The 18,486-nt window shown below is 32.5% G+C and carries 18 protein-coding genes; 13 read left to right on the top strand and 5 right to left on the bottom strand.

The window, feature by feature from the left end:
* Positions 1-28 precede the first annotated feature (28 nt).
* Positions 29-1,993, top strand: coding sequence for an N-acetylglucosamine-specific PTS transporter subunit IIBC (gene nagE, locus EKN01_RS01285; RefSeq protein WP_129044644.1), 1,965 nt, complete (start codon positions 29-31; stop codon positions 1,991-1,993).
* Between the two features lie 30 nt (positions 1,994-2,023).
* On the opposite strand, the gene EKN01_RS01290 is transcribed toward nagE, so the two are convergent.
* The gene (locus tag EKN01_RS01290) at positions 2,024-2,554 is read right to left on the bottom strand and encodes an NADPH-dependent FMN reductase (protein ID WP_129044645.1); all 531 of its coding nucleotides are present in this window, start codon (positions 2,552-2,554) and stop codon (positions 2,024-2,026) included.
* A 110-nt stretch (positions 2,555-2,664) separates the two neighbouring features.
* Here EKN01_RS01290 and EKN01_RS01295 point away from each other — a divergent pair, with 110 nt between their 5' ends.
* The 8 genes from EKN01_RS01295 (at position 2,665) to EKN01_RS01330 (ending at position 11,406) form a co-directional block, all read left to right on the top strand.
* Positions 2,665-3,339, top strand: coding sequence for a DUF4867 family protein (locus EKN01_RS01295; protein ID WP_129044646.1), 675 nt, complete (start codon positions 2,665-2,667; stop codon positions 3,337-3,339).
* Positions 3,340-3,650: 311 nt separating this feature from the next.
* Positions 3,651-4,622: a mannose/fructose/sorbose PTS transporter subunit IIA gene (locus EKN01_RS01300; RefSeq protein ID WP_129044647.1), complete on the top strand. Its 972-nt coding sequence runs from the start codon at positions 3,651-3,653 to the stop codon at positions 4,620-4,622.
* A gap of 28 nt (positions 4,623-4,650) precedes the next feature.
* A complete protein-coding gene (locus EKN01_RS01305; protein WP_129044648.1) occupies positions 4,651-5,466 on the top strand; it encodes a PTS mannose/fructose/sorbose transporter subunit IIC in 816 nt (271 codons plus the stop codon).
* 14 nt (positions 5,467-5,480) lie between these two features.
* Positions 5,481-6,395, top strand: coding sequence for a PTS system mannose/fructose/sorbose family transporter subunit IID (locus EKN01_RS01310; RefSeq protein WP_129044649.1), 915 nt, complete (start codon positions 5,481-5,483; stop codon positions 6,393-6,395).
* A 91-nt stretch (positions 6,396-6,486) separates the two neighbouring features.
* Positions 6,487-6,870, top strand: coding sequence for a DUF956 family protein (locus EKN01_RS01315; RefSeq protein WP_129044650.1), 384 nt, complete (start codon positions 6,487-6,489; stop codon positions 6,868-6,870).
* A 107-nt stretch (positions 6,871-6,977) separates the two neighbouring features.
* On the top strand, positions 6,978-9,110 hold the full coding sequence (locus EKN01_RS01320) for a M13 family metallopeptidase (RefSeq protein ID WP_164966341.1): 2,133 nt from the start codon (positions 6,978-6,980) through the stop codon (positions 9,108-9,110).
* Positions 9,111-9,324: 214 nt separating this feature from the next.
* Entirely contained in the window at positions 9,325-10,659 is a 1,335-nt protein-coding gene (locus EKN01_RS01325; RefSeq protein WP_129044652.1) for a sensor histidine kinase, read from the top strand.
* On the top strand, positions 10,660-11,406 hold the full coding sequence (locus EKN01_RS01330; RefSeq protein WP_129044653.1) for a response regulator transcription factor: 747 nt from the start codon (positions 10,660-10,662) through the stop codon (positions 11,404-11,406).
* 481 nt (positions 11,407-11,887) lie between these two features.
* Here the strand turns inward: EKN01_RS01330 and EKN01_RS01335 are convergent, their stop codons facing one another.
* Positions 11,888-12,574 carry a DUF5067 domain-containing protein gene (locus EKN01_RS01335; RefSeq protein WP_129044654.1) on the bottom strand — a complete coding sequence of 229 codons (687 nt, stop codon included), beginning with the start codon at positions 12,572-12,574 and terminating at the stop codon, positions 11,888-11,890.
* Between the two features lie 188 nt (positions 12,575-12,762).
* Between EKN01_RS01335 and EKN01_RS01340 the strand changes: the two genes are divergently transcribed.
* The 3 genes from EKN01_RS01340 to EKN01_RS01350 all read left to right on the top strand — a co-directional run bounded on the left by EKN01_RS01340 (position 12,763) and on the right by EKN01_RS01350 (position 14,611).
* Complete coding sequence (locus EKN01_RS01340; RefSeq protein WP_099974422.1) at positions 12,763-12,975, top strand: hypothetical protein; 213 nt, start codon at positions 12,763-12,765, stop codon at positions 12,973-12,975.
* 82 nt (positions 12,976-13,057) lie between these two features.
* Entirely contained in the window at positions 13,058-13,939 is an 882-nt protein-coding gene (locus EKN01_RS01345; RefSeq protein ID WP_129044655.1) for a cation diffusion facilitator family transporter, read from the top strand.
* Between the two features lie 9 nt (positions 13,940-13,948).
* On the top strand, positions 13,949-14,611 hold the full coding sequence (locus EKN01_RS01350) for a 2,3-bisphosphoglycerate-dependent phosphoglycerate mutase (RefSeq protein ID WP_129044656.1): 663 nt from the start codon (positions 13,949-13,951) through the stop codon (positions 14,609-14,611).
* A gap of 27 nt (positions 14,612-14,638) precedes the next feature.
* Here the strand turns inward: EKN01_RS01350 and EKN01_RS01355 are convergent, their stop codons facing one another.
* The 3 genes from EKN01_RS01355 to EKN01_RS01365 all read right to left on the bottom strand — a co-directional run bounded on the left by EKN01_RS01355 (position 14,639) and on the right by EKN01_RS01365 (position 17,225).
* Positions 14,639-15,277: a copper homeostasis protein CutC gene (locus EKN01_RS01355; protein WP_129045239.1), complete on the bottom strand. Its 639-nt coding sequence runs from the start codon at positions 15,275-15,277 to the stop codon at positions 14,639-14,641.
* An 80-nt stretch (positions 15,278-15,357) separates the two neighbouring features.
* On the bottom strand, positions 15,358-16,188 hold the full coding sequence (locus EKN01_RS01360) for an undecaprenyl-diphosphate phosphatase (protein ID WP_432264333.1): 831 nt from the start codon (positions 16,186-16,188) through the stop codon (positions 15,358-15,360).
* Positions 16,189-16,208: 20 nt separating this feature from the next.
* A complete protein-coding gene (locus EKN01_RS01365) occupies positions 16,209-17,225 on the bottom strand; it encodes a lactonase family protein (RefSeq protein WP_129044657.1) in 1,017 nt (338 codons plus the stop codon).
* Between the two features lie 75 nt (positions 17,226-17,300).
* Between EKN01_RS01365 and EKN01_RS01370 the strand changes: the two genes are divergently transcribed.
* A complete protein-coding gene (locus EKN01_RS01370; RefSeq protein ID WP_129044658.1) occupies positions 17,301-18,479 on the top strand; it encodes an AI-2E family transporter in 1,179 nt (392 codons plus the stop codon).
* Positions 18,480-18,486: the final 7 nt, after the last annotated feature.

Consider the following 18,486-nt stretch of genomic DNA (forward strand, 5'->3'; position numbering starts at 1 on the left):
TCATACTTTTTTATTTGAGGGAAAATTCATGAAAAATTATTTACAGAGAATGGGTAGATCAATTCAATTACCAGTTTCTGTCTTACCGGCAGCAGCTTTACTAGTAGGTATTGGTCATTGGTTGCCACAAAAATCGGCAGTAGCACAATTTTTACAATCCGGTGGGAATGCTATTTTAAACAATCTAGCAATATTGTTCGCTGTCGGATTAGCGTTAGGGATGTCAAAAGATAAAGACGGCGCTTCAGCTTTGGCAGGTTTAGTTGCTTATTTGGTTCCATCTTTTGTGTTGGCTCCCAAGCAAGTTGCTGATTTGTTTAAAATAAAAGAATCAGCCGTTGATCCAGCTTTTGCTGCTATACCCAATAATGTATTTATTGGTATTATAGGTGGTTTGATTGCTGCAGCAATGTATAATCGTTTTCACAATACTAAATTACCTATGGCATTATCTTTCTTTAGTGGGAAAAGGTCTGTGCCAATTGTTACTTCGGTAGTAATGTTGTTGGTCTCAGTATTGTTACTATTTGTTTGGCCACCAGTTTATACAGCTCTAATCATATTTGGTAAATTCATTGTTGGATTAGGAGCAATTGGTGCGGGACTATTTGGTTTCTTTAATAGACTGCTTATACCTACAGGATTGCATCATGCATTGAACCAAGTGTTCTGGTTTAACGCTGCAGGAATTAATGATATTGGTAATTTTTGGGCAAGTAAGGGTACAAAAGGTGTGACAGGTATGTATCTTGCAGGATTTTTCCCAGTTATGATGTTTGGGTTACCTGCTGGAGCTTATGCAATGTACCGAAATGCTCTTCCCGAAAGAAAAAAAGAAACCGCTAGTTTGTTATTGGCTGGAGCCTTTGCATCATTCTTTACTGGTGTTACAGAACCATTAGAATTTTCATTTATGTTCGTTGCTTGGCCTTTATATGTATTGCACGCAGTTCTTATGGGACTTTCAATGTGGTTTGCTGCATTGATGCATTGGACTGCAGGATTTACATTTAGCGGTGGTTTAGTAGATTATGTTTTGAGTCTGAGAGTTCCAATAGCTAATATGCCATTGATGTTGTTAGTTCAAGGTTTAATATTTGCTGCTATATATTTTTTCACATTCGATTTTGCAATTAAAAAATTTAACCTAATGACACCTGGTAGAGAACCAATCGAAGTCGACGAGGCTATGGCTATAGATTTTGATGAAGATGACGATAAATTTATGATTACTGCTAAAAAAGTTTATGCAGGATTAGGTGGTTATAAAAATATCAAAGTTGTCGATAACTGTACAACTCGTCTGCGTATGCAACTAGTTGATAGTTCTACAATAGATATTCCATTATTAAAATCTGCTTCTGCAGGTGTTAATGTACTCGATAAAACAAATGTACATATTGTAATAGGTACAGAGGTTCAATTTGTTGCGGATGCTTTGAGTAAATTGTTTGAAGCCAAGGCACCAATTTCTAAAGTTGAATCTAGTAATGATATTAAAGAAGATACAGAAAATGTTGTATCAAATGGAGCTATAACTTTACTTAATAGCGTATCTTCAGGTCGTCTGGAAAAATTGGAAGATGTTCCAGATCAAACATTTTCTCAAAAAATGTTAGGTGATGGATTTGCAATTATTCCAGATGAGGATAAAGTTTACTCACCTGTAGATGGTGTTATTACCTCAATTTTTCCAACTAAGCATGCATTTGGTATCACTACTGATAGTGGATTAGAAATTTTAATTCATATTGGAATTGATACTGTGAATTTAAGTGGTGAACCATTTGATGTTGTTGCCCAAGAAGGTCAACAGGTCAAATCAGGAGATCTTTTGGTAAATGTTGATTTTGATGCAATTAAAGCTGCTGACAAGAAAACAGATACAATAGTAATTATTACTAATATGGATTTAGTAGCAGAACTAGATTTTTCTGATGCATCTGGTTCAGTAGATAAAGAAACAAAAATTTTAAAAGTAACTAATAAATAAAAAACATCTACCTTTATGGCAGATGTTTTTTTATTTGAGTTTTTGTTCAAATTCTTTCACGATATTCTCTATGTAAACAACTTTATCGCTAAAAGTTTCAGCTGGATCTAGAGGGGACTTAATATCGTAACTCATTGCAAGTCTAGAATTTAAAATATCCATCTCTAGACCCTTCATAACTAGACTAAAAGCTAACTCAGCTTGATATGCATTGTGCATTCCGTAGACGATTGTTGCTGCAGGTTTATTTTTCCACTCACTATAAAGATAATCGATAGCATTCTTTAGCGGTGCTGGATATCCCCAGTTATATTGTGGAAATAAGAAGATTACACCATCCAATGATTTAATATATTCAGACCATTTTTTAGTTTCGTCTAATTCATACATATTAAAGGCGGGAATATATTTCTCGTTCATTTGAGGTAAATTTAATTCTTTAAGATCAATTAATTCTACTTCTAAAATATCTGAGTGGAAATTATCCATTACCCAGTGTGCGATTTTTAAACCAGCTCTAGATGATCTAGTGGAACCAACTATCAAACCAATCTTTTTCATTATAAGATTACCTCTTTTTTATTTTATTTTAACGCATAAATACATATTTGACATTGACTAAAGCGTTTTCAAAGAATAAATTAAAATTAGTAAAAAATAAGGAGAACATTATGGGTGTATACGAAGAATTTGTAAAATTAAATCAGGACTATACAATACAACCGATTGATTCTAAAGAGTTTCATAGATATGGAGTTGTTTTAAAGGATTATGATTTATCAGAAATAGAAGATTATATGAGCAACATTTCAATATCAAATCCAAACTTAGAGTACGTTGCATCAAATCCTGAACTGGAAAATATTAGAGCTATTAAACAGATTGGAAATGATGTATACGGCGGAATGGATTTTGAAGCTGGTGAATGTAGTGGACAAACATCTATGTTTGATGGAATGGAATACCATCAAGGCAGTGAAGTTAATATTATGATGACAGATGTTGTCATGGTGTTAAGTAAAAGAAGTATCTTAGATCAAAAGGGATTGATAGATTCCAATGCGGATACTAATATTTTCTTTGTACCAGCAGGTACAGCAATTGAGTTTTATGGAGAAACGTTACATTATGCTCCTATTAAAGTTCATGAAGAAGGATTCAAATCTGTTGTCTTACTTTTGAGGGGAACAAATGAACCTTTCCCTATTGGCTATAAAACTAAAAATTCTAGATTGACAATGAAAAATAAATTTCAATTAATCCATGAAGAAAACCAAGAGGGAATAGCTAATGGATTGGAAATTGGTATAGTAGGAGAACTACTAAAGTTAAAACAACTAGACTGACTATATAACAATTGGTACTGATGAAAATGATATAAAATATAGTAATTTACAAATTAAATTTGTAAACAGTTACACAAATGTAATATTCAAAATAAAAAATTAAAATTTATATTAATTACTGATTTATCAGTATCTATTCATTAATGAATAAAAAAACTTCTAAAAAAAGTTCTTAAAATTTAAATAAAAGCGTTTTCTTTTTTTCTGTAAAATGCTAATATGAAATAGTTCACAAGAAGGTTGAACTATTTTTTTGTTCAATTCTTTTAGTAAGCGCTTAATTAATTTTGAAAATATAGGGAGGATTACAGATGGTTGGAATCGTCATAGCAACTCATGGAGAGTTTGCAAAGGGCATTATGATGTCAGGTTCAATGATCTTTGGAGAACAAGAAGATGTTCAAGCGGTTACTTTTATGCCAAATGAAGGTCCAGAAGATTTGAAAAAGCATCTTGAAGAGGCTGTATCAAAATTAAGTTCTGACGACCAAGTTTTATTTTTAGTTGATTTATGGGGTGGATCACCATTTAATCAAGCAAATGGTTTGTTTGAACAACATGCTGACAATTGGGCAGTTGTTTCAGGACTTAATTTACCAATGTTGATTGAAGCATACGCATCACGTATGTCAATGGAATCAGCACATGAAATCGCAAAGAGCATAACAACTCCAGCAATTGATGGTATCAAGGTCAAGCCAGAAGACCTTATGCCAAAAGCTTCTGCACCAGCAGAAGAAAGTAAATCTAATACAGGAAGTGCGGGTAAACCAGGAAGTTTTGACTACGTACTTGCACGTATTGATTCACGTTTACTTCATGGACAGGTTGCTACTGCTTGGACAAAGACTACACAACCTACACGTATTATCGTAGTTTCAGATGATGTTGCTAAGGATGAATTAAGAACAAAATTGATTCAACAAGCTGCACCATCAGGCGTTAAAGCTCACGTTGTTCCAGTTGACCAAATGATCAAACTTGCAAAAGATGATCAACATTTTGGTGGTCAAAGAGCACTGCTATTATTTGAAACACCACAAGATGCTCTAAGAGCTATCGAAGGTGGAGTCCCATTGAAGACTTTGAATGTCGGATCAATGGCTCATTCAACTGGTAAAGTTCAACCTAATAAAGTTTTGGCATTTGATCAAAACGATATCGATACATTCAGAAAATTGGAAGCTGATGGCGTTGAATTTGACGTTCGTAAAGTTCCTTCAGATACAAAAGATAATATGGATAACATCCTTAAAAAAGCTCAAAGTGAATTAAACAAATAATTAGATATAAATATGGAGGCTTAATATAATGCAACTCAATATAATACAAATAATATTAGTAGTGCTTATATCATTTCTAGCTGGTGTTGAAGGTATTTTGGATATGTTCCAATTCCATCAACCAGTTATTGCTTGTACTCTAATTGGTCTTGTAACAGGTCAATTAATACCTTGTCTTATCCTTGGTGGAACTCTACAAATGATTGCACTAGGATGGGCAAATATCGGAGCTGCTGTTGCTCCTGATGCTGCTTTAGCATCTGTAGCTTCAGCTATCATCCTTGTCCTAGGTGGTCAAGGAAGAGCTGGTGTAACATCAGCTTACGCAATTGCCATTCCTATTGCAGTTGCTGGTCTATTACTTACAATCTTGGTGCGTACAATTTCTACAGCTATTGTTCATATTATGGATGCTGCTGCTAAAGAAGGTAGTTATAGAAAAATTGAAGTTTGGCAATGGATTGCCATTTGTCTTCAAGGAATTCGTATTGCAATCCCTGCTGCTCTAATTCTTGCTATTGGAGCTGGACCGGTTAGAGCAGCTCTAGAATCTATTCCACAATGGTTAACTCAAGGACTTGCAGTTGGTGGTGGAATGGTTGTTGCTGTTGGTTACGCTATGGTTATCAATATGATGGCTACTAGAGAAGTTTGGCCATTCTTTGCAATTGGTTTTGTACTTGCAACAATTGAACAATTAACTCTTATTGGATTAGGTGCTATTGGACTTGCTCTTGCATTTATCTACCTAACACTTTCAAAACAAGGTGGTTCAGGTGATAACGGAAGTAACGGCGGTGGTAATACTGGTGATCCAGTCGGAGATATAATAGATAACTATTAGGAGGGAGAACGATTATGGCAGATAATACTAATAAATTAACAAAAAGAGATCGATTGTCAGTATGGTGGCGTTCGACTTTCTTACAAGGATCATGGAATTACGAACGTATGCAAAATGGTGGTTGGGCTTACTCAATGATCCCAGCTATCAAAAAATTATATAAAACAAAAGAAGACCGCTCGGCTGCTCTAGAACGTCACTTGGAATTCTTTAACACTCACCCATATGTGGCTTCACCTATTTTAGGTGTCACTATGGCCCTTGAAGAAGAACGTGCTACTGGTGCACCTGTCGATGACGCTGCTATTCAAGGTGTTAAAGTTGGTATGATGGGACCACTTGCTGGTATTGGAGATCCCGTATTTTGGTTTACAGTTAGACCTATTATTGGTGCTCTAGGAGCATCAATGGCTATTGCTGGTAACATTATGGGACCAATTATTTTCTTCCTTGCTTGGAATGCAATTCGTATGGCGTTTACATGGTATACACAAGAACTTGGATATAGAGCCGGATCAAGGATTACAGATGATTTATCTGGTGGTATTTTACAAGATATCACTAAGGGTGCTTCTATTTTGGGTATGTTCATTTTGGGGGCATTGGTTAATCGATGGGTTTCAATCAAATTTACCCCAGTGGTATCTACAGCTCCATTAGATAAAGATGCTTATATTCATTGGGACAGCCTAGCACATGGTGCTAAGGGTATACAACAGGCATTGATTCAACAAGGACAAGGTCTATCATTGACATCAACAAAAGTAACAACACTTCAAGATAACTTGGATAGTTTGATTCCAGGTCTTGCAGCATTGCTACTAACATTCTTCTGTATGTGGCTACTTAAGAAGAAAGTTTCACCAATTATTATTATTCTTGGACTATTCGTAGTTGGTGTTCTTCTACACGTATTGAACCTTATGTAATAAATAAAAAAGATGATCTCATTTTGAGTTCATCTTTTTTATTACTTTGTTATAATTTAAAAAGGCATATATAGAAATGGAGCATTATTAAATGGTTCAATCAATCAATACAAAATCAGATTTAGTTATAAACGGAACTTCACATTTAGGATTATCAGACTATGGGAAAATCATGGTCGGTGATAAGGGTTTTGAATTTTATAGCGATAGAAATATAAATAATTATATTCAATTACCATGGGACGAAGTTGAGATAGTAATTGTATCTGTTCTCTTTGGAGGCAAATGGATACCTAGATTTGCTTTGAAGACAAAGACAAACGGAACATATACATTTTCTGCTAAAGATCCTAAAAAAGTTTTACGTGCAATAAGAGTTTATATCGATCCAGATAAGATTGTTAAATCACTAGGATTCTTCAAAGTATTATCTAATGGTTTGAAAAATCTATTTAGTAGAAAAAAGAACAAGTAAAAGAACATAATATTTATGCTCTTTTTTTTATTATTTTTATCATAAGATTTTGTTGCATAATTTTGTAATATAGTTGAAAATGGTAACTATATGTGAGGATGTTATTAATGAAAAAGCAAAAGTTAATTAAATCAGTATTTCTATTTTCAGCAGTGCTTCTGGGAACTGTTGTTTCACAAGACGTAGTAAAGGCTGACACGGTCAGTCCGGCAGAAACAACAAGTGTGTCTAGCTCTGATGCCAGTTCAAGCGCTACAACAAAATCATCTACTACAGATAGTTCGACAACAATTACCAGCACTGATGATTCTTCAGATGTTAAGGGTACAGTGGGTGGTTCACAGGTAAACAACGTTTCCAATGTATCTCCAGAGGACAATTACTATTATGGGGAAAATGGTAGCTGGATTTCATCTACTAATGTTGACCCTGACAGTTTTGCTGGAACTATAGCAGATGCAAATAAAAATATTGATGATAAAACATATAATGCATTCATGGATTATGTTAATGGTAATGAAAAAACATCTGATGCAAATATAAATAAGGCAATTGAATATTACAACTATCTAGTAAATACACCTATTAATAATGATACAGCTTCTAACGGATTAGCAGCTGAAGTAAAAGCTATTTCTAATTTGCAAAATATTGGTGAACTAAGCAATATGCTTTACGCTTATTATAAAGAGGGATATGTCTTACCATTTGATGTTGATATTGCAAGAGATCAAAATGACTATACACGATATGCTCTGTATATGAAAGGTATAGGTCCTTTATTGACTAGTGCAGATGGTTCTGATGATGAAACATTGCAACAATATCAAAATAATATCGGTCAAATTCTGACAAGTTTAGGTTATTCATTTTCTGATATAGAAGATATTATTACAAACACTAAAAAGTTTGATGAATTACTTATTAAAATTCAAAATCCTTCTGATTTAAATGAATATGAAGACCAAGATTCTGAAGGTGATACATATTCTGGATACACACAGTATAGTGGAGAAGATTTCAGTAAACTAAGTACATATCTTGATTTTGATAGTTTCTTTAATGAATTGATTGGTGGCGTTCCAGACCATTTATATATTGAAAATCCATCTTATTTCTATAGTTTAAACCAGATTTTAACACCAGATAATTTTTCATACTTGAGAGATTGGATGTTAACAGCACAAATTATTCAAAGAGCATTTTATCTAAATAGTTTTGCTAATGAATATGCATCTGATAAATCAACTGAAACTGATCATTCTAAGTTTGCATATTTCTTAACTAGTTATGCTTTCAATGATGCATTTAGCCAACATTTTGGTAGTAAATTTACAACTAATGCTCAGATAAATGCTGTAACTGACATGACTCAAAATATCATGGACTCTTATTCTGATGCTATCTCAAATAGTAGCTGGATGAGTGATGAAACTAAATCAGCTGCACTTGATAAATTAAATAGTATTTCTGTTAACGTAGGTTATCCAAAACAGGATTTTTCATACTTCAGTAAATATAATATTGATTCTGCGAAGAGTGTATATGAAAATACAGTCGATTTAACTACTTTATCTAGAATGAATAAGTTTAATAATTATTATTCACCAGTTGATCGTTCCGATTGGGGTGGAAATAGTTCACTTTCAGCTAACGCAATGTACAGCCGTCAATCCAATTCAATCTTCATATTCGCTGGAATTATGAATTCTCCATTTTTTGATGTTAATCAAGATGCATCTAAGAATTATGGTGGGTTAGGTACAGTTATCGGACACGAGTTATCACATGCTTTTGATAGCAAGGGTTCAATGTACGATGAAAATGGTATTGAGAATAACTGGTGGACTGCAAGTGATAAAACAGCTTATAACAAAATCGTCCAGGCTATGGAAAATGAATTTGAAGGATTACAATATCAAGGATTAACTGTCAGTGGAGTCAATACTGTTGATGAAAACTTAGCAGATAACGGTGGTCTATCAGTAGCTTATGAAGCTGCATCTAAAGTTGATGGTTTTGATGCTAAGGAATTCTTTGAAAACTATGCTTCTGTTAATAAATCAAAAGAAGGATCAAATTACGTCCTTGCTACAATAAATGATGTTCATGCACCAAGTGTATATCGTGTAAATGTTAATTTACAAAACTTAGATGCATTCTATGATACTTATGGAATTACACCTAAAGATGGTATGTGGTTGAACAACGATCAAAGAGTTAAATTGTGGGAAGTTTAAAATTAATAAATAAATTTACTGAATTTGATTTTTTTTATAATAGAATTGTAGTAGTATAGTGATGTAGTATATATAAATTGGAGGTATTCACATGTCAAACATCGCAAGTTTATTAGGTACATCAGCTACATCATCATATATGTATGGTGCAACAACAAAAGACCCATGGGGTCAAATCATGGCAATCTTTAAATAATAATTGAGGTGATTTTTTGTGATTAATGTCAACGTATGGTTGTTATTAGTCCAGAATTTCTCAAACTATTTCATTATTAGTTTGCTAACATATTTTGTTACAAGAAAATTAAGCTGGAGAACAATAGGTATATCCGTTGTTACTTCGGCTTTCTTTGGTTTTATAACAATTTTCGTTGGGAATGCCGGTATAATAGTATTCGTGATTTTTAATATAATATTGGCAATGCTTCTTCAAAGGAAAATCTGGATTAATATACAAGATACTAATGTTCTAATTTTAATAACTATTCTACAGATGATTTCAAATATCATTTCAGTTTTTATATTTAGAGTGATTTTTGCTCTGATTAATAATGATTGGAATTTGAATTCTAATAATATCAAATATGGTGGAATAATTGTTTTAGCAATAGTTCTAAATTATATTCTGTCCATTATTTTTGCTATTATTATAAAAAAAGACAAATCCTACTTTGAAAATTGGAACTTACAACTTTCACAGTATAATATGCACAATCAGATTTTTTGGCTAGTATCAGGATTATTTATTTCTCTGGAAATTTTGTTAATAGTGTGTGATATAGAACAAGTTACTGCTGTATTTTTATTTGCTCTGGTTGTCATCTTCACAATTTTTATCATCTTAATGGGCGTTATAATTAGCCAATTTACCAGTGCTTACGTTCTTAAGCAGGAAACGGCCAATGAAATAAAACAAAATCAACAACTTGAAATATATTTAAAAAGTATTGAAAAACAATATACAGATATAAGAAGATTCAGACATGATTTTAAAAATATAGTTCTTTCAATGAGCGAAATGGATTCCGACAAAAATGATTTTAAAGAATACTATGATCAATTAGTTGAAAATAATTCGATTATGGATGTTCAAGATAGCTCGATTGTTGAGGCTAAGAGAATACTTAATGCACCACTAAAAGGAATAATTGTACAAAAATATTTTGAAGCTAACTCAAAAGATATAAGTCTGAAACTAGAATTAGATTCTGATATTCAAATTAAACATAACTCGCTATCTATCGTTAGAATTGTGGGTATATTTATCGATAATGCCTTAGAATATGCTGAAAAGCATGATCTAAATAGCATTACTTGTGCTATTGTCGACTATGGCGATAATCTAGAAATATCAGTTGCAAATGAACTGGTTGAGGATGTCAATGTTAGTAGATTATTTAAAATGGGATATTCGACAAAGGGTGAAGACCGCGGAGTTGGATTGTCTAATGTAGAAAGAATTGTCGATGAAGATGACAATTTGTATTTAGATGCGGAAGTAAAAAATGATCAATTGATTATGACATTGGGGATTTTGGAGGATAATTAGTTGTTTCCAATTTATGTAATGGAAGATAATCCAAAGCAAATAGAATTTTATCGTGATTTTATTTCAAATTATATAATGATTAACGATTTGTCAGCTAATCTAGTTTATGCAGCTCAGAGTGTCGATAGTTTCAAAGAAAATTTTGAACCTAGCGAGAATGGACTGTTCTTTTTGGACATGGAAATTGGTGAAAATAGCAAGGCCGGTCTTGAAACAGCTGAGTATATTAGATCTGAAATGCCATTCGCTGATATAGTTTTTATAACTACTCATTCAGAAATGACGCTCTTAACCTTAGATAGAAGAATTGGTCCTCTAGACTATGTAATCAAAGATGAGGGATATGAGAATATTAGAAAGCATATTGCTGATGATATTGAGTTATCAATGAAAAAGTTTGAGCAATCTTCACTTGTGCAAAAGAATATTTTTAGTTACAAGATAGGTTCTAGAGTATTCTCTATGCCAATGGATGATGTTTTGATGTTGTATACTACAAAAGAGAATCCGGGAAAGGTAATCTTGGTATCTAAAACAAAAGAGACCATTTTTAAATCTAACTTGAATACAATTGAAGAACAGTTTGATCATTTATTTAGAACAGATCGCAGTTACTTGGTTAATCTAGATAATATTGAATCATTCGATATAGATGAGAAAAAATTATTTTTCGATAACGGAATGGAAGCTAATGTTTCGGTAAGAAAAGCCAAAGAATTATCGAAAATTCTTAATAAAATTAACTAATAAATGATCAAAAGAAAAAATATAAACGTTTATATCGGAAATCGATACGTTTATATTTTTTTTGGTCACAGGTAATATATAGGCTATATAATATTACTTGTAAGTTAGTTATGCGAAACTTACATCCTTGATGTAATTCATTTGTTACACTCATACCTAATTTTTCAGATAACTTTGCGGGGGCATTCAATTCTGATTTTGTTAGCACAAGATTAAGGTATGAATAAGAAACAGATGCTGGTGTTACATTTTCATGTGAATATAGTATTTCTCTTATTAGACAAATAAAACTTCTCAAACGATTTTCCCTAAAAATCAATTATATAAAATAAGAGAATTAAGTTAATTATCAAGAAATCGAATAGTTCATTTCTTGTTCTGGTAATGATTAACTTTTATATATATAAAATCCTAGCTTGCGAGGCTAGGATTTTTTTGTTCCAGAAATAAAAAATACCCAATCCTTATGGATTGGGTATTTTTACTTAAGATTAAATGGTTGATTTGTATCCAGTAGCTCATTTGTTTTAATGTTCTTGAAGTACATATTAACTTGTGTTTCAGTGTCATTAACTTTTACCAATAGAGCACCATCAAATGACTGGTTAGGAAGAACAAGTCCGTTATTTGATCCATTTACTATATCTGCGTAATCACTAGCAGCTGTAGTAGGTTGTAATTCAACACCGTCCTGTTTGATTACCATATAGTTGGCTTGAACGACTTGCGGTGTTTGTTTTGAATTTGTTTTATTTGTGTAATTATATTTGATAAGTAGTGCAGGAGAACCACTAGCATCTTTTACTAACTTCACATCATTTGAGATTTTGAATGTAAACCAATCTGACTTATAAGTTAAAGCATTATAAGAACCTGCGTTTTTAATTTCACTAGAAGTGGAGTTATCAGGTTGAGTGTCATCAGTGACATTAGCATCTGCTTGCTTTGCAGTTTTTTTGGTATTTTTTTTAGGCTTACTCTTATTTTTTTGAACATTTTCAACTTGAGCATCATTTGTCTTGTTGTCATGATTCAAGTAATAAGTTAAACCTCCAACTACTATTATAAAAATAACAACTATTAAGCTAATCAAAAAGCTACGTTTTTTATAAAAAGGTTGCTTTCTTTTTCGCATGGAACGTCTAGATGGTAATTTGCTATTATCCATGATGTCTCCTCTGAAATTAATCTATTTTCATTATACTATTTGTGAACAAGATCTTCTGTTCTAAATTTAATAATTTTTTTTAAAAATATACGGCTGAAAATATTGAATACATTTTTAAAAAGTGGTATAACTATCTAGTCGAAAAAAACATATATATTAAAATAAATATTAACTAGGGGGATAGGCTGATGTTGTTTTTTGGTAATGATAATGGTGATTATGAAGTAACATGTCAATTTCATAGTAAATCTGGCCAATCAATTGCTAAGAAGCGCGTTTGTCATAACGTTTCTAAGAAAGAAGCCCGTGAAGGTATGATGAGTTATATTACTCGTACATTTTCTGAAACAATAGACTGTACAGCGCCAATTAAAATTATTGCAAGTAAGACTTCTAAATAATTTTTATTTTAAAGAACCTTCTACATGTAGGAGGTTCTTTTTTTGTGCGTTTTTGCTATCATATGACTTAGAGGTGACAATCATGGATGAAACACATAAAACGTCAGGAAGTAAGTTTTTGGTAGTTACATTATTAAATGTTGTAATTACCATTGCTGAATTTATAGGTGGTCTTGTGTCAGGTAGTCTGGGGTTATTATCTGATGCATTACACAATTTACAAGATACTGTATCGATAATAATTGCATACATAGCTGATCTCATTAGTGGAAAGAAAAATGATGCCGCTAAGACTTTTGGTTACAAGAGAGCAGAAATTATAGCTGCCTTTGTAAATGCTAGTGTTCTGATAGTTATAACTGTTTTCATGGTTGTAGAGTCAATAAATCGTTTAGGTTCGCCACAAAAAATTGATGGAAAATTGATGATGATTGTAGCTATTGTCGGTTTAGTTGCTAACTTTATCTCAATGCTTATTCTATTTTCAGGCACAAAGAATAATTTGAATATTAGAGCAACTTTCTTACATATGTTATCTGATACTTTGTCATCTGTAGGAGTTGTTATTGCTTCAGTATTTGTGACATTGTTCAATTGGACTTGGGTTGATCCTGTTATCACTATTGTTATAGCTATATGGCTTTTAAAAGAAGCATTTGACGTAATAAAAGAATCCACAAATATTTTGATGGAATCTAGTCCAGAAATAGATTTGGAAGAAGTTCAGTCAGCTCTTCTTGAAATACCTGAAATTGTTGGAATACATCATGTTCATATTTGGATGATTGATGAGAACTACTGTATTCTTGATGCTCATATAAATGTACAAAAGAATTTAAATTTATCAGAACTAGATGAGATTTATTCTAGAGTAGGTGATTTGTTGAAAGAGAAGTTTAATATTTCGCATGTTACGCTACAGGCTGAATGTGACAGAGGTCTGGATAAACCTCTAATTGAATAGGAATAATACATGGCAAAATTAATTTTGATTAGGCATGGTGAAAGTACTGCCAATGCAAAAAATGAATATACCGGTTGGAATGATGTCGATTTAACTCCAAAGGGTGAACAGCAGGCACGTGATGCCGCTAAAATAATAAGCAATATTCCAATATCTGAAATACATACATCGGTTTTAAAAAGAGCTATCAAAACGGCGTATATAATTGCAGATTATAACGATCTTAATTCACTTCCTATAACTAAGACGTGGAGATTAAATGAACGTCACTATGGAGCTCTCAGGGGCAAGAATAAAGATGCTACTCGAATAGAGTATGGTAAAGAACAAGTACAATTGTGGCGAAGAAGTTTCTACTCTAGGCCACCATTGTTAGATAGAAGAGATGAGTTAGTTGGACCTTATAGAAATTTAGATCCAGAGATAATGCCAAAATCAGAAAGTCTCTATGATTCTTATCTTAGAATAATGCCATATTTTCAAGATGTTATCGCTCCTAAGTTGAAGGATGGTAAGAATCAATTAGTAGTTGCTCATGGAAGTACAATACGTGCTCTGATGAAATATATCGAACAAATAAGTGATGAAGGAATAGACGGGATCGAAGTTGAAAATGGAGATCCAGTAATTTATGAGTTTGATAATGAATTGAATATAATTTCTTCTAAATAAAAAAGTCGACCAATATAGGTCGACTTTTTATTTTGGATTGATAATTTGTGTTCCATGAAGAGCATTAACATTTAGCTCTTTTGCAATATCATCACAGTTATCATAGTTGATACCTCCACCAGGAAGAATTTCTATTCTTCCTGCAGCATATTCGATGATTTCTTTAAGATGATCAATCGTATTTTCAATTGGAATATCCAATGCTCCACCATGTGTTAAGATACGATCTACATTGTTTTCAACTAACCAATCAATAGCGTGAAATTGCTTTTCAAGAGGAATAGCGTCAAATGCCATGTGGAATACTATCTGCATGCCAGATGAAGAACCTATTAATAATTCCATGGCTTCTTCGTCGATATCTCCATCTTTAGTTAATGCACCAAATGTAACAGCATCTATTCCAAGTTTTTGTGCTTGAAATAAATCGGCTTCCATCATTTTTAATTCTATATCGTTATAGACAAAATTACCCCCACGAGAGCGAATCATTTCTACTAGTGGAATACCCTTTTCCTGAAGGTATTTGCTAGTTTCTTGAACGACACCTAGACTTGGGGTTGTTCCCCCAACAGCAAGGTTGTCATTTAATTCAATTCTATTAGCGCCAGACATCACCATCAATGGGATGTCGCTAAAATTCTCAACTGCAACTTCTTTATAAATGATATTCACGTCCTTTTGTAAACATAATAGTTACATTATACAGGTCAATAAAAAAAGAGCTATAAAAATAGCTCTCTAATTTATCTAACAAATCCGAAATATAAGATAACAATAATCGCAAGTATGATTCTGTACCAACCAAATATTTTGAAGTCGTTTTTCTTTATGTAGTCTAATAAGAACTTAATTGAGATATAAGCAACAATAAATGAAACTAATGTACCAACTAATAAAATAATAGTTTGATCCATTGAGAAAGTATTGCCATCAACTAAGTATTTAACAATCTTCAAAAGTGAGGCACCAAACATAGTTGGTATTGCTAGGAAGAATGAAAATTCAGTAACAACAAATCTTGAAACACCGATTACTATACCACCTAAGATAGTAGCACCAGATCTAGAAGTACCAGGAACTAACGCTAATACTTGGAATAATCCAATTGCAAAAGCTGTTCTATATGACAAACTATTCAAGGAAGTAGTACTTGGCTTTTTATCCTTGGCGTAGTTTTCAATAACGATGAATAAAATACCGTAGATAAGCAATGTAGAAGCAATAACTTGCCAACTAGTGAGATTTTGTTCCATCCAGTTGTTAAGAGGAAGACCAACAATTACAGATGGTAATATTGCAATGATTACCTTAAACCAAATATCCCAAGTTTGACGCTTTTCTAGAGAATCTTTTCTTGGTGAAAATGGATTTAACTTGTGGAAGTAAATGAGAATAACCGCCAATATAGCACCAAATTGAATTACAACCATGAACATGTCAATAAATGCTTTTGGTTCATTCAAACGAACAAATTCATCAGCTAGGTAAAGATGTCCGGTAGAACTGATTGGTAGAAATTCTGTGAAACCTTCGATAATTCCCAAAATTATTGTTTTAAATAATTCTACTATCATAATATTCTCCTATTCATTGATTAAATAAAGTGTACACAAACTGATTCAGGAAGTGCAATATCTTTTTGAATTTCAGTAAGTACTCCTTTATTTGGATTACGTTTGAATAGTGTAGCATTATTTGAATCTTGGTTAGCAACAACCAAATAATCATTTGTGGGATCAAGATCGAAGTCTCTAGGTCCTTGACCTAAAGTTTTGAGGGTAGTAATTTTACGTAATCTTTTACCATAATCAGATGTTTCAAAAATGGCTATAGTATCTGCACCACGAGTAGAGACATATACATATTTACCATCTTTACTTATTCTGATAGCAGCAGTGGTATTTTTTTGTTCATCTTTAGCGGCAGAAACTTCATCAATCAATGTAAGTCTTGAGTCTTCTTCATCGTACTTCATGACTAAGACCTTTGAAGATAACTCACATGCAACGTATGCAATAGATTCCTCAGGGTGGAATACCAAATGTCTAGGAGCATATCCAGATGGTGCAAGGCAATCATTTAATAATTTAGGATTGTGTGGGTCATCAATGTCGTAGATAGAGATATGATCATTACCATAATCACAAATTATTAATTTACCATCTGGTGTAAGTGCACTATAGTGAGGTTTAGATTGATCTTGTTCAGGTCTAGGACCTGATCCTGTGAAGTTGATCTCTGATAGATGTTCAATTTTATTTTCTTCATTGAGACGATCAATCTTTACTTTACTTAAATGGAAGTAAGCACTGAAGATTAGACGTCTGCTCTCATCAAACTTAACGTAAGAAGGAGAGGTAGATTCTGAAAAATCACTATCCAAAAGAGTTGGTTCGTTGTTTATGTCATAGACAACGATTCCACCTTTATCGCCATCTTTTGCCAAGACAATTAATTTTAAATCATTCGTTACATCGATGTATGTAGGATTGTTAAGTTCAACTAATAGTTCAGGTGTAGTCAGAGTATTTGTCTCAGTATCTAGAGATGATTTGTAGACACCTTTACCATCGTTTTTTGTATAACCACTAAATAAGACATTTTCTTGCATAAAATTTACCTCCGATAATGATATAGTATACAGTATAATATTCTTAATAAATTTTTGATACTACTAGGAGCCATTATGAAATCTCAACATGATAATGAAAAAAGTTGGTTCTATCGATTATTTTTAAATAATAGAGCAACTGTAATTCTTTTTAATATCTTTTTGCTGTTTTTAATAATTTTTGTATTTACAAAAATTCAATCTGTTTTTAATCCTCTATGGGGAATCTTAAATATTATTTTGCCGCCAGTACTACTGGCACTTGTTCTTTACTATTTGATTAATCCACTGATTAATGTTTTAGAAAGAAAATTTAATATTAATCGGGTTATCTCAATAAGTTTTGTTTTTGTTATCATTGCCATTTTGTTGGTTTGGGGAGTTATGTCGTTAATTCCATTTTTGCAAAATCAAATAGATTCATTGATAAAAAATTGGCCACAATACTGGACTTCAGTTAATAATAGTTTAGATAAATTATTAGATGATCCAAAGTTAGGCTACTTTAAGAAGAATTTTGAAGGATCTGATGGTAGTATATCAGCTCATTTACAAGACGCCTTGAAGAAAATGGCACCAAGTGCATTTAATAACATTGGTTCTGCTGTAGGTATCGTTACAAATATTGTTGTTATCTTGTTGACAGCTCCATTTATCTTATTCTTCATGTTAAAAGATGATAAGAAGTTCAAACAATCAATTTTGAAATATGTACCTACAAAATTAAAGAAATCAACTGGCGAAACTTTATCAGAAATTAGTCAGTCTCTTAGCTCATATATTACAGGTCAGTTGACAGTCGCTTTCTGGGTAGCAGTAATGTTCTTTGTTGGTTACCTAATAATCGGTCAAAAGTATGCTCTAGTACTGGGAATTATTGCGGGAATTTTAAACTTAATTCCTTATGTTGGTTCAACATTGGCTTTAATCCCTTCATTAGTTATTGCTGCATTTGTTGCTCCTTCAATGATATTGAAAGTTTTGATTGTGTTTGTGGTTGAGCAAACTATTGAAACTCGTGTTGTTTCACCAATTATTGTTGGTAACAAGATGCAAATGCATCCGGTCACAACTATTTTGGTCTTGCTAGTTTCAGCAGGAATGTATGGATTAGTTGGAATGATAGCTGGTATTCCAATCTTTGCTATTTTGAAAATCTTGTTCGTAAGAGTCTTTGAATGGGTAAAGAAAAATAACGATTGGTATGATGAACCTGAAGTAATAATTGAAGAAACAGAAGATACAAAGAAGTAAGTTTATA

The organism is Companilactobacillus metriopterae, assembly GCF_004117915.1.
Classification (GTDB): Bacteria; Bacillota; Bacilli; order Lactobacillales; family Lactobacillaceae; genus Companilactobacillus; species Companilactobacillus metriopterae.

Excerpts from the sequence above, each read along its gene's own strand:
- nagE (WP_129044644.1), top strand. The coding sequence starts at position 29 with ATGAAAAATTATTTACAGAGAATGGGTAGATCAATTCAATTACCAGTT.
- EKN01_RS01290 (WP_129044645.1), bottom strand. The coding sequence starts at position 2,554 with ATGAAAAAGATTGGTTTGATAGTTGGTTCCACTAGATCATCTAGAGCT.
- EKN01_RS01295 (WP_129044646.1), top strand. The coding sequence starts at position 2,665 with ATGGGTGTATACGAAGAATTTGTAAAATTAAATCAGGACTATACAATA.
- EKN01_RS01300 (WP_129044647.1), top strand. The coding sequence starts at position 3,651 with ATGGTTGGAATCGTCATAGCAACTCATGGAGAGTTTGCAAAGGGCATT.
- EKN01_RS01305 (WP_129044648.1), top strand. The coding sequence starts at position 4,651 with ATGCAACTCAATATAATACAAATAATATTAGTAGTGCTTATATCATTT.
- EKN01_RS01310 (WP_129044649.1), top strand. The coding sequence starts at position 5,481 with ATGGCAGATAATACTAATAAATTAACAAAAAGAGATCGATTGTCAGTA.
- EKN01_RS01315 (WP_129044650.1), top strand. The coding sequence starts at position 6,487 with ATGGTTCAATCAATCAATACAAAATCAGATTTAGTTATAAACGGAACT.
- EKN01_RS01320 (WP_164966341.1), top strand. The coding sequence starts at position 6,978 with ATGAAAAAGCAAAAGTTAATTAAATCAGTATTTCTATTTTCAGCAGTG.
- EKN01_RS01335 (WP_129044654.1), bottom strand. The coding sequence starts at position 12,574 with ATGGATAATAGCAAATTACCATCTAGACGTTCCATGCGAAAAAGAAAG.
- EKN01_RS01340 (WP_099974422.1), top strand. The coding sequence starts at position 12,763 with ATGTTGTTTTTTGGTAATGATAATGGTGATTATGAAGTAACATGTCAA.
- EKN01_RS01345 (WP_129044655.1), top strand. The coding sequence starts at position 13,058 with ATGGATGAAACACATAAAACGTCAGGAAGTAAGTTTTTGGTAGTTACA.
- EKN01_RS01350 (WP_129044656.1), top strand. The coding sequence starts at position 13,949 with ATGGCAAAATTAATTTTGATTAGGCATGGTGAAAGTACTGCCAATGCA.
- EKN01_RS01360 (WP_432264333.1), bottom strand. The coding sequence starts at position 16,188 with ATGATAGTAGAATTATTTAAAACAATAATTTTGGGAATTATCGAAGGT.
- EKN01_RS01365 (WP_129044657.1), bottom strand. The coding sequence starts at position 17,225 with ATGCAAGAAAATGTCTTATTTAGTGGTTATACAAAAAACGATGGTAAA.
- EKN01_RS01370 (WP_129044658.1), top strand. The coding sequence starts at position 17,301 with ATGAAATCTCAACATGATAATGAAAAAAGTTGGTTCTATCGATTATTT.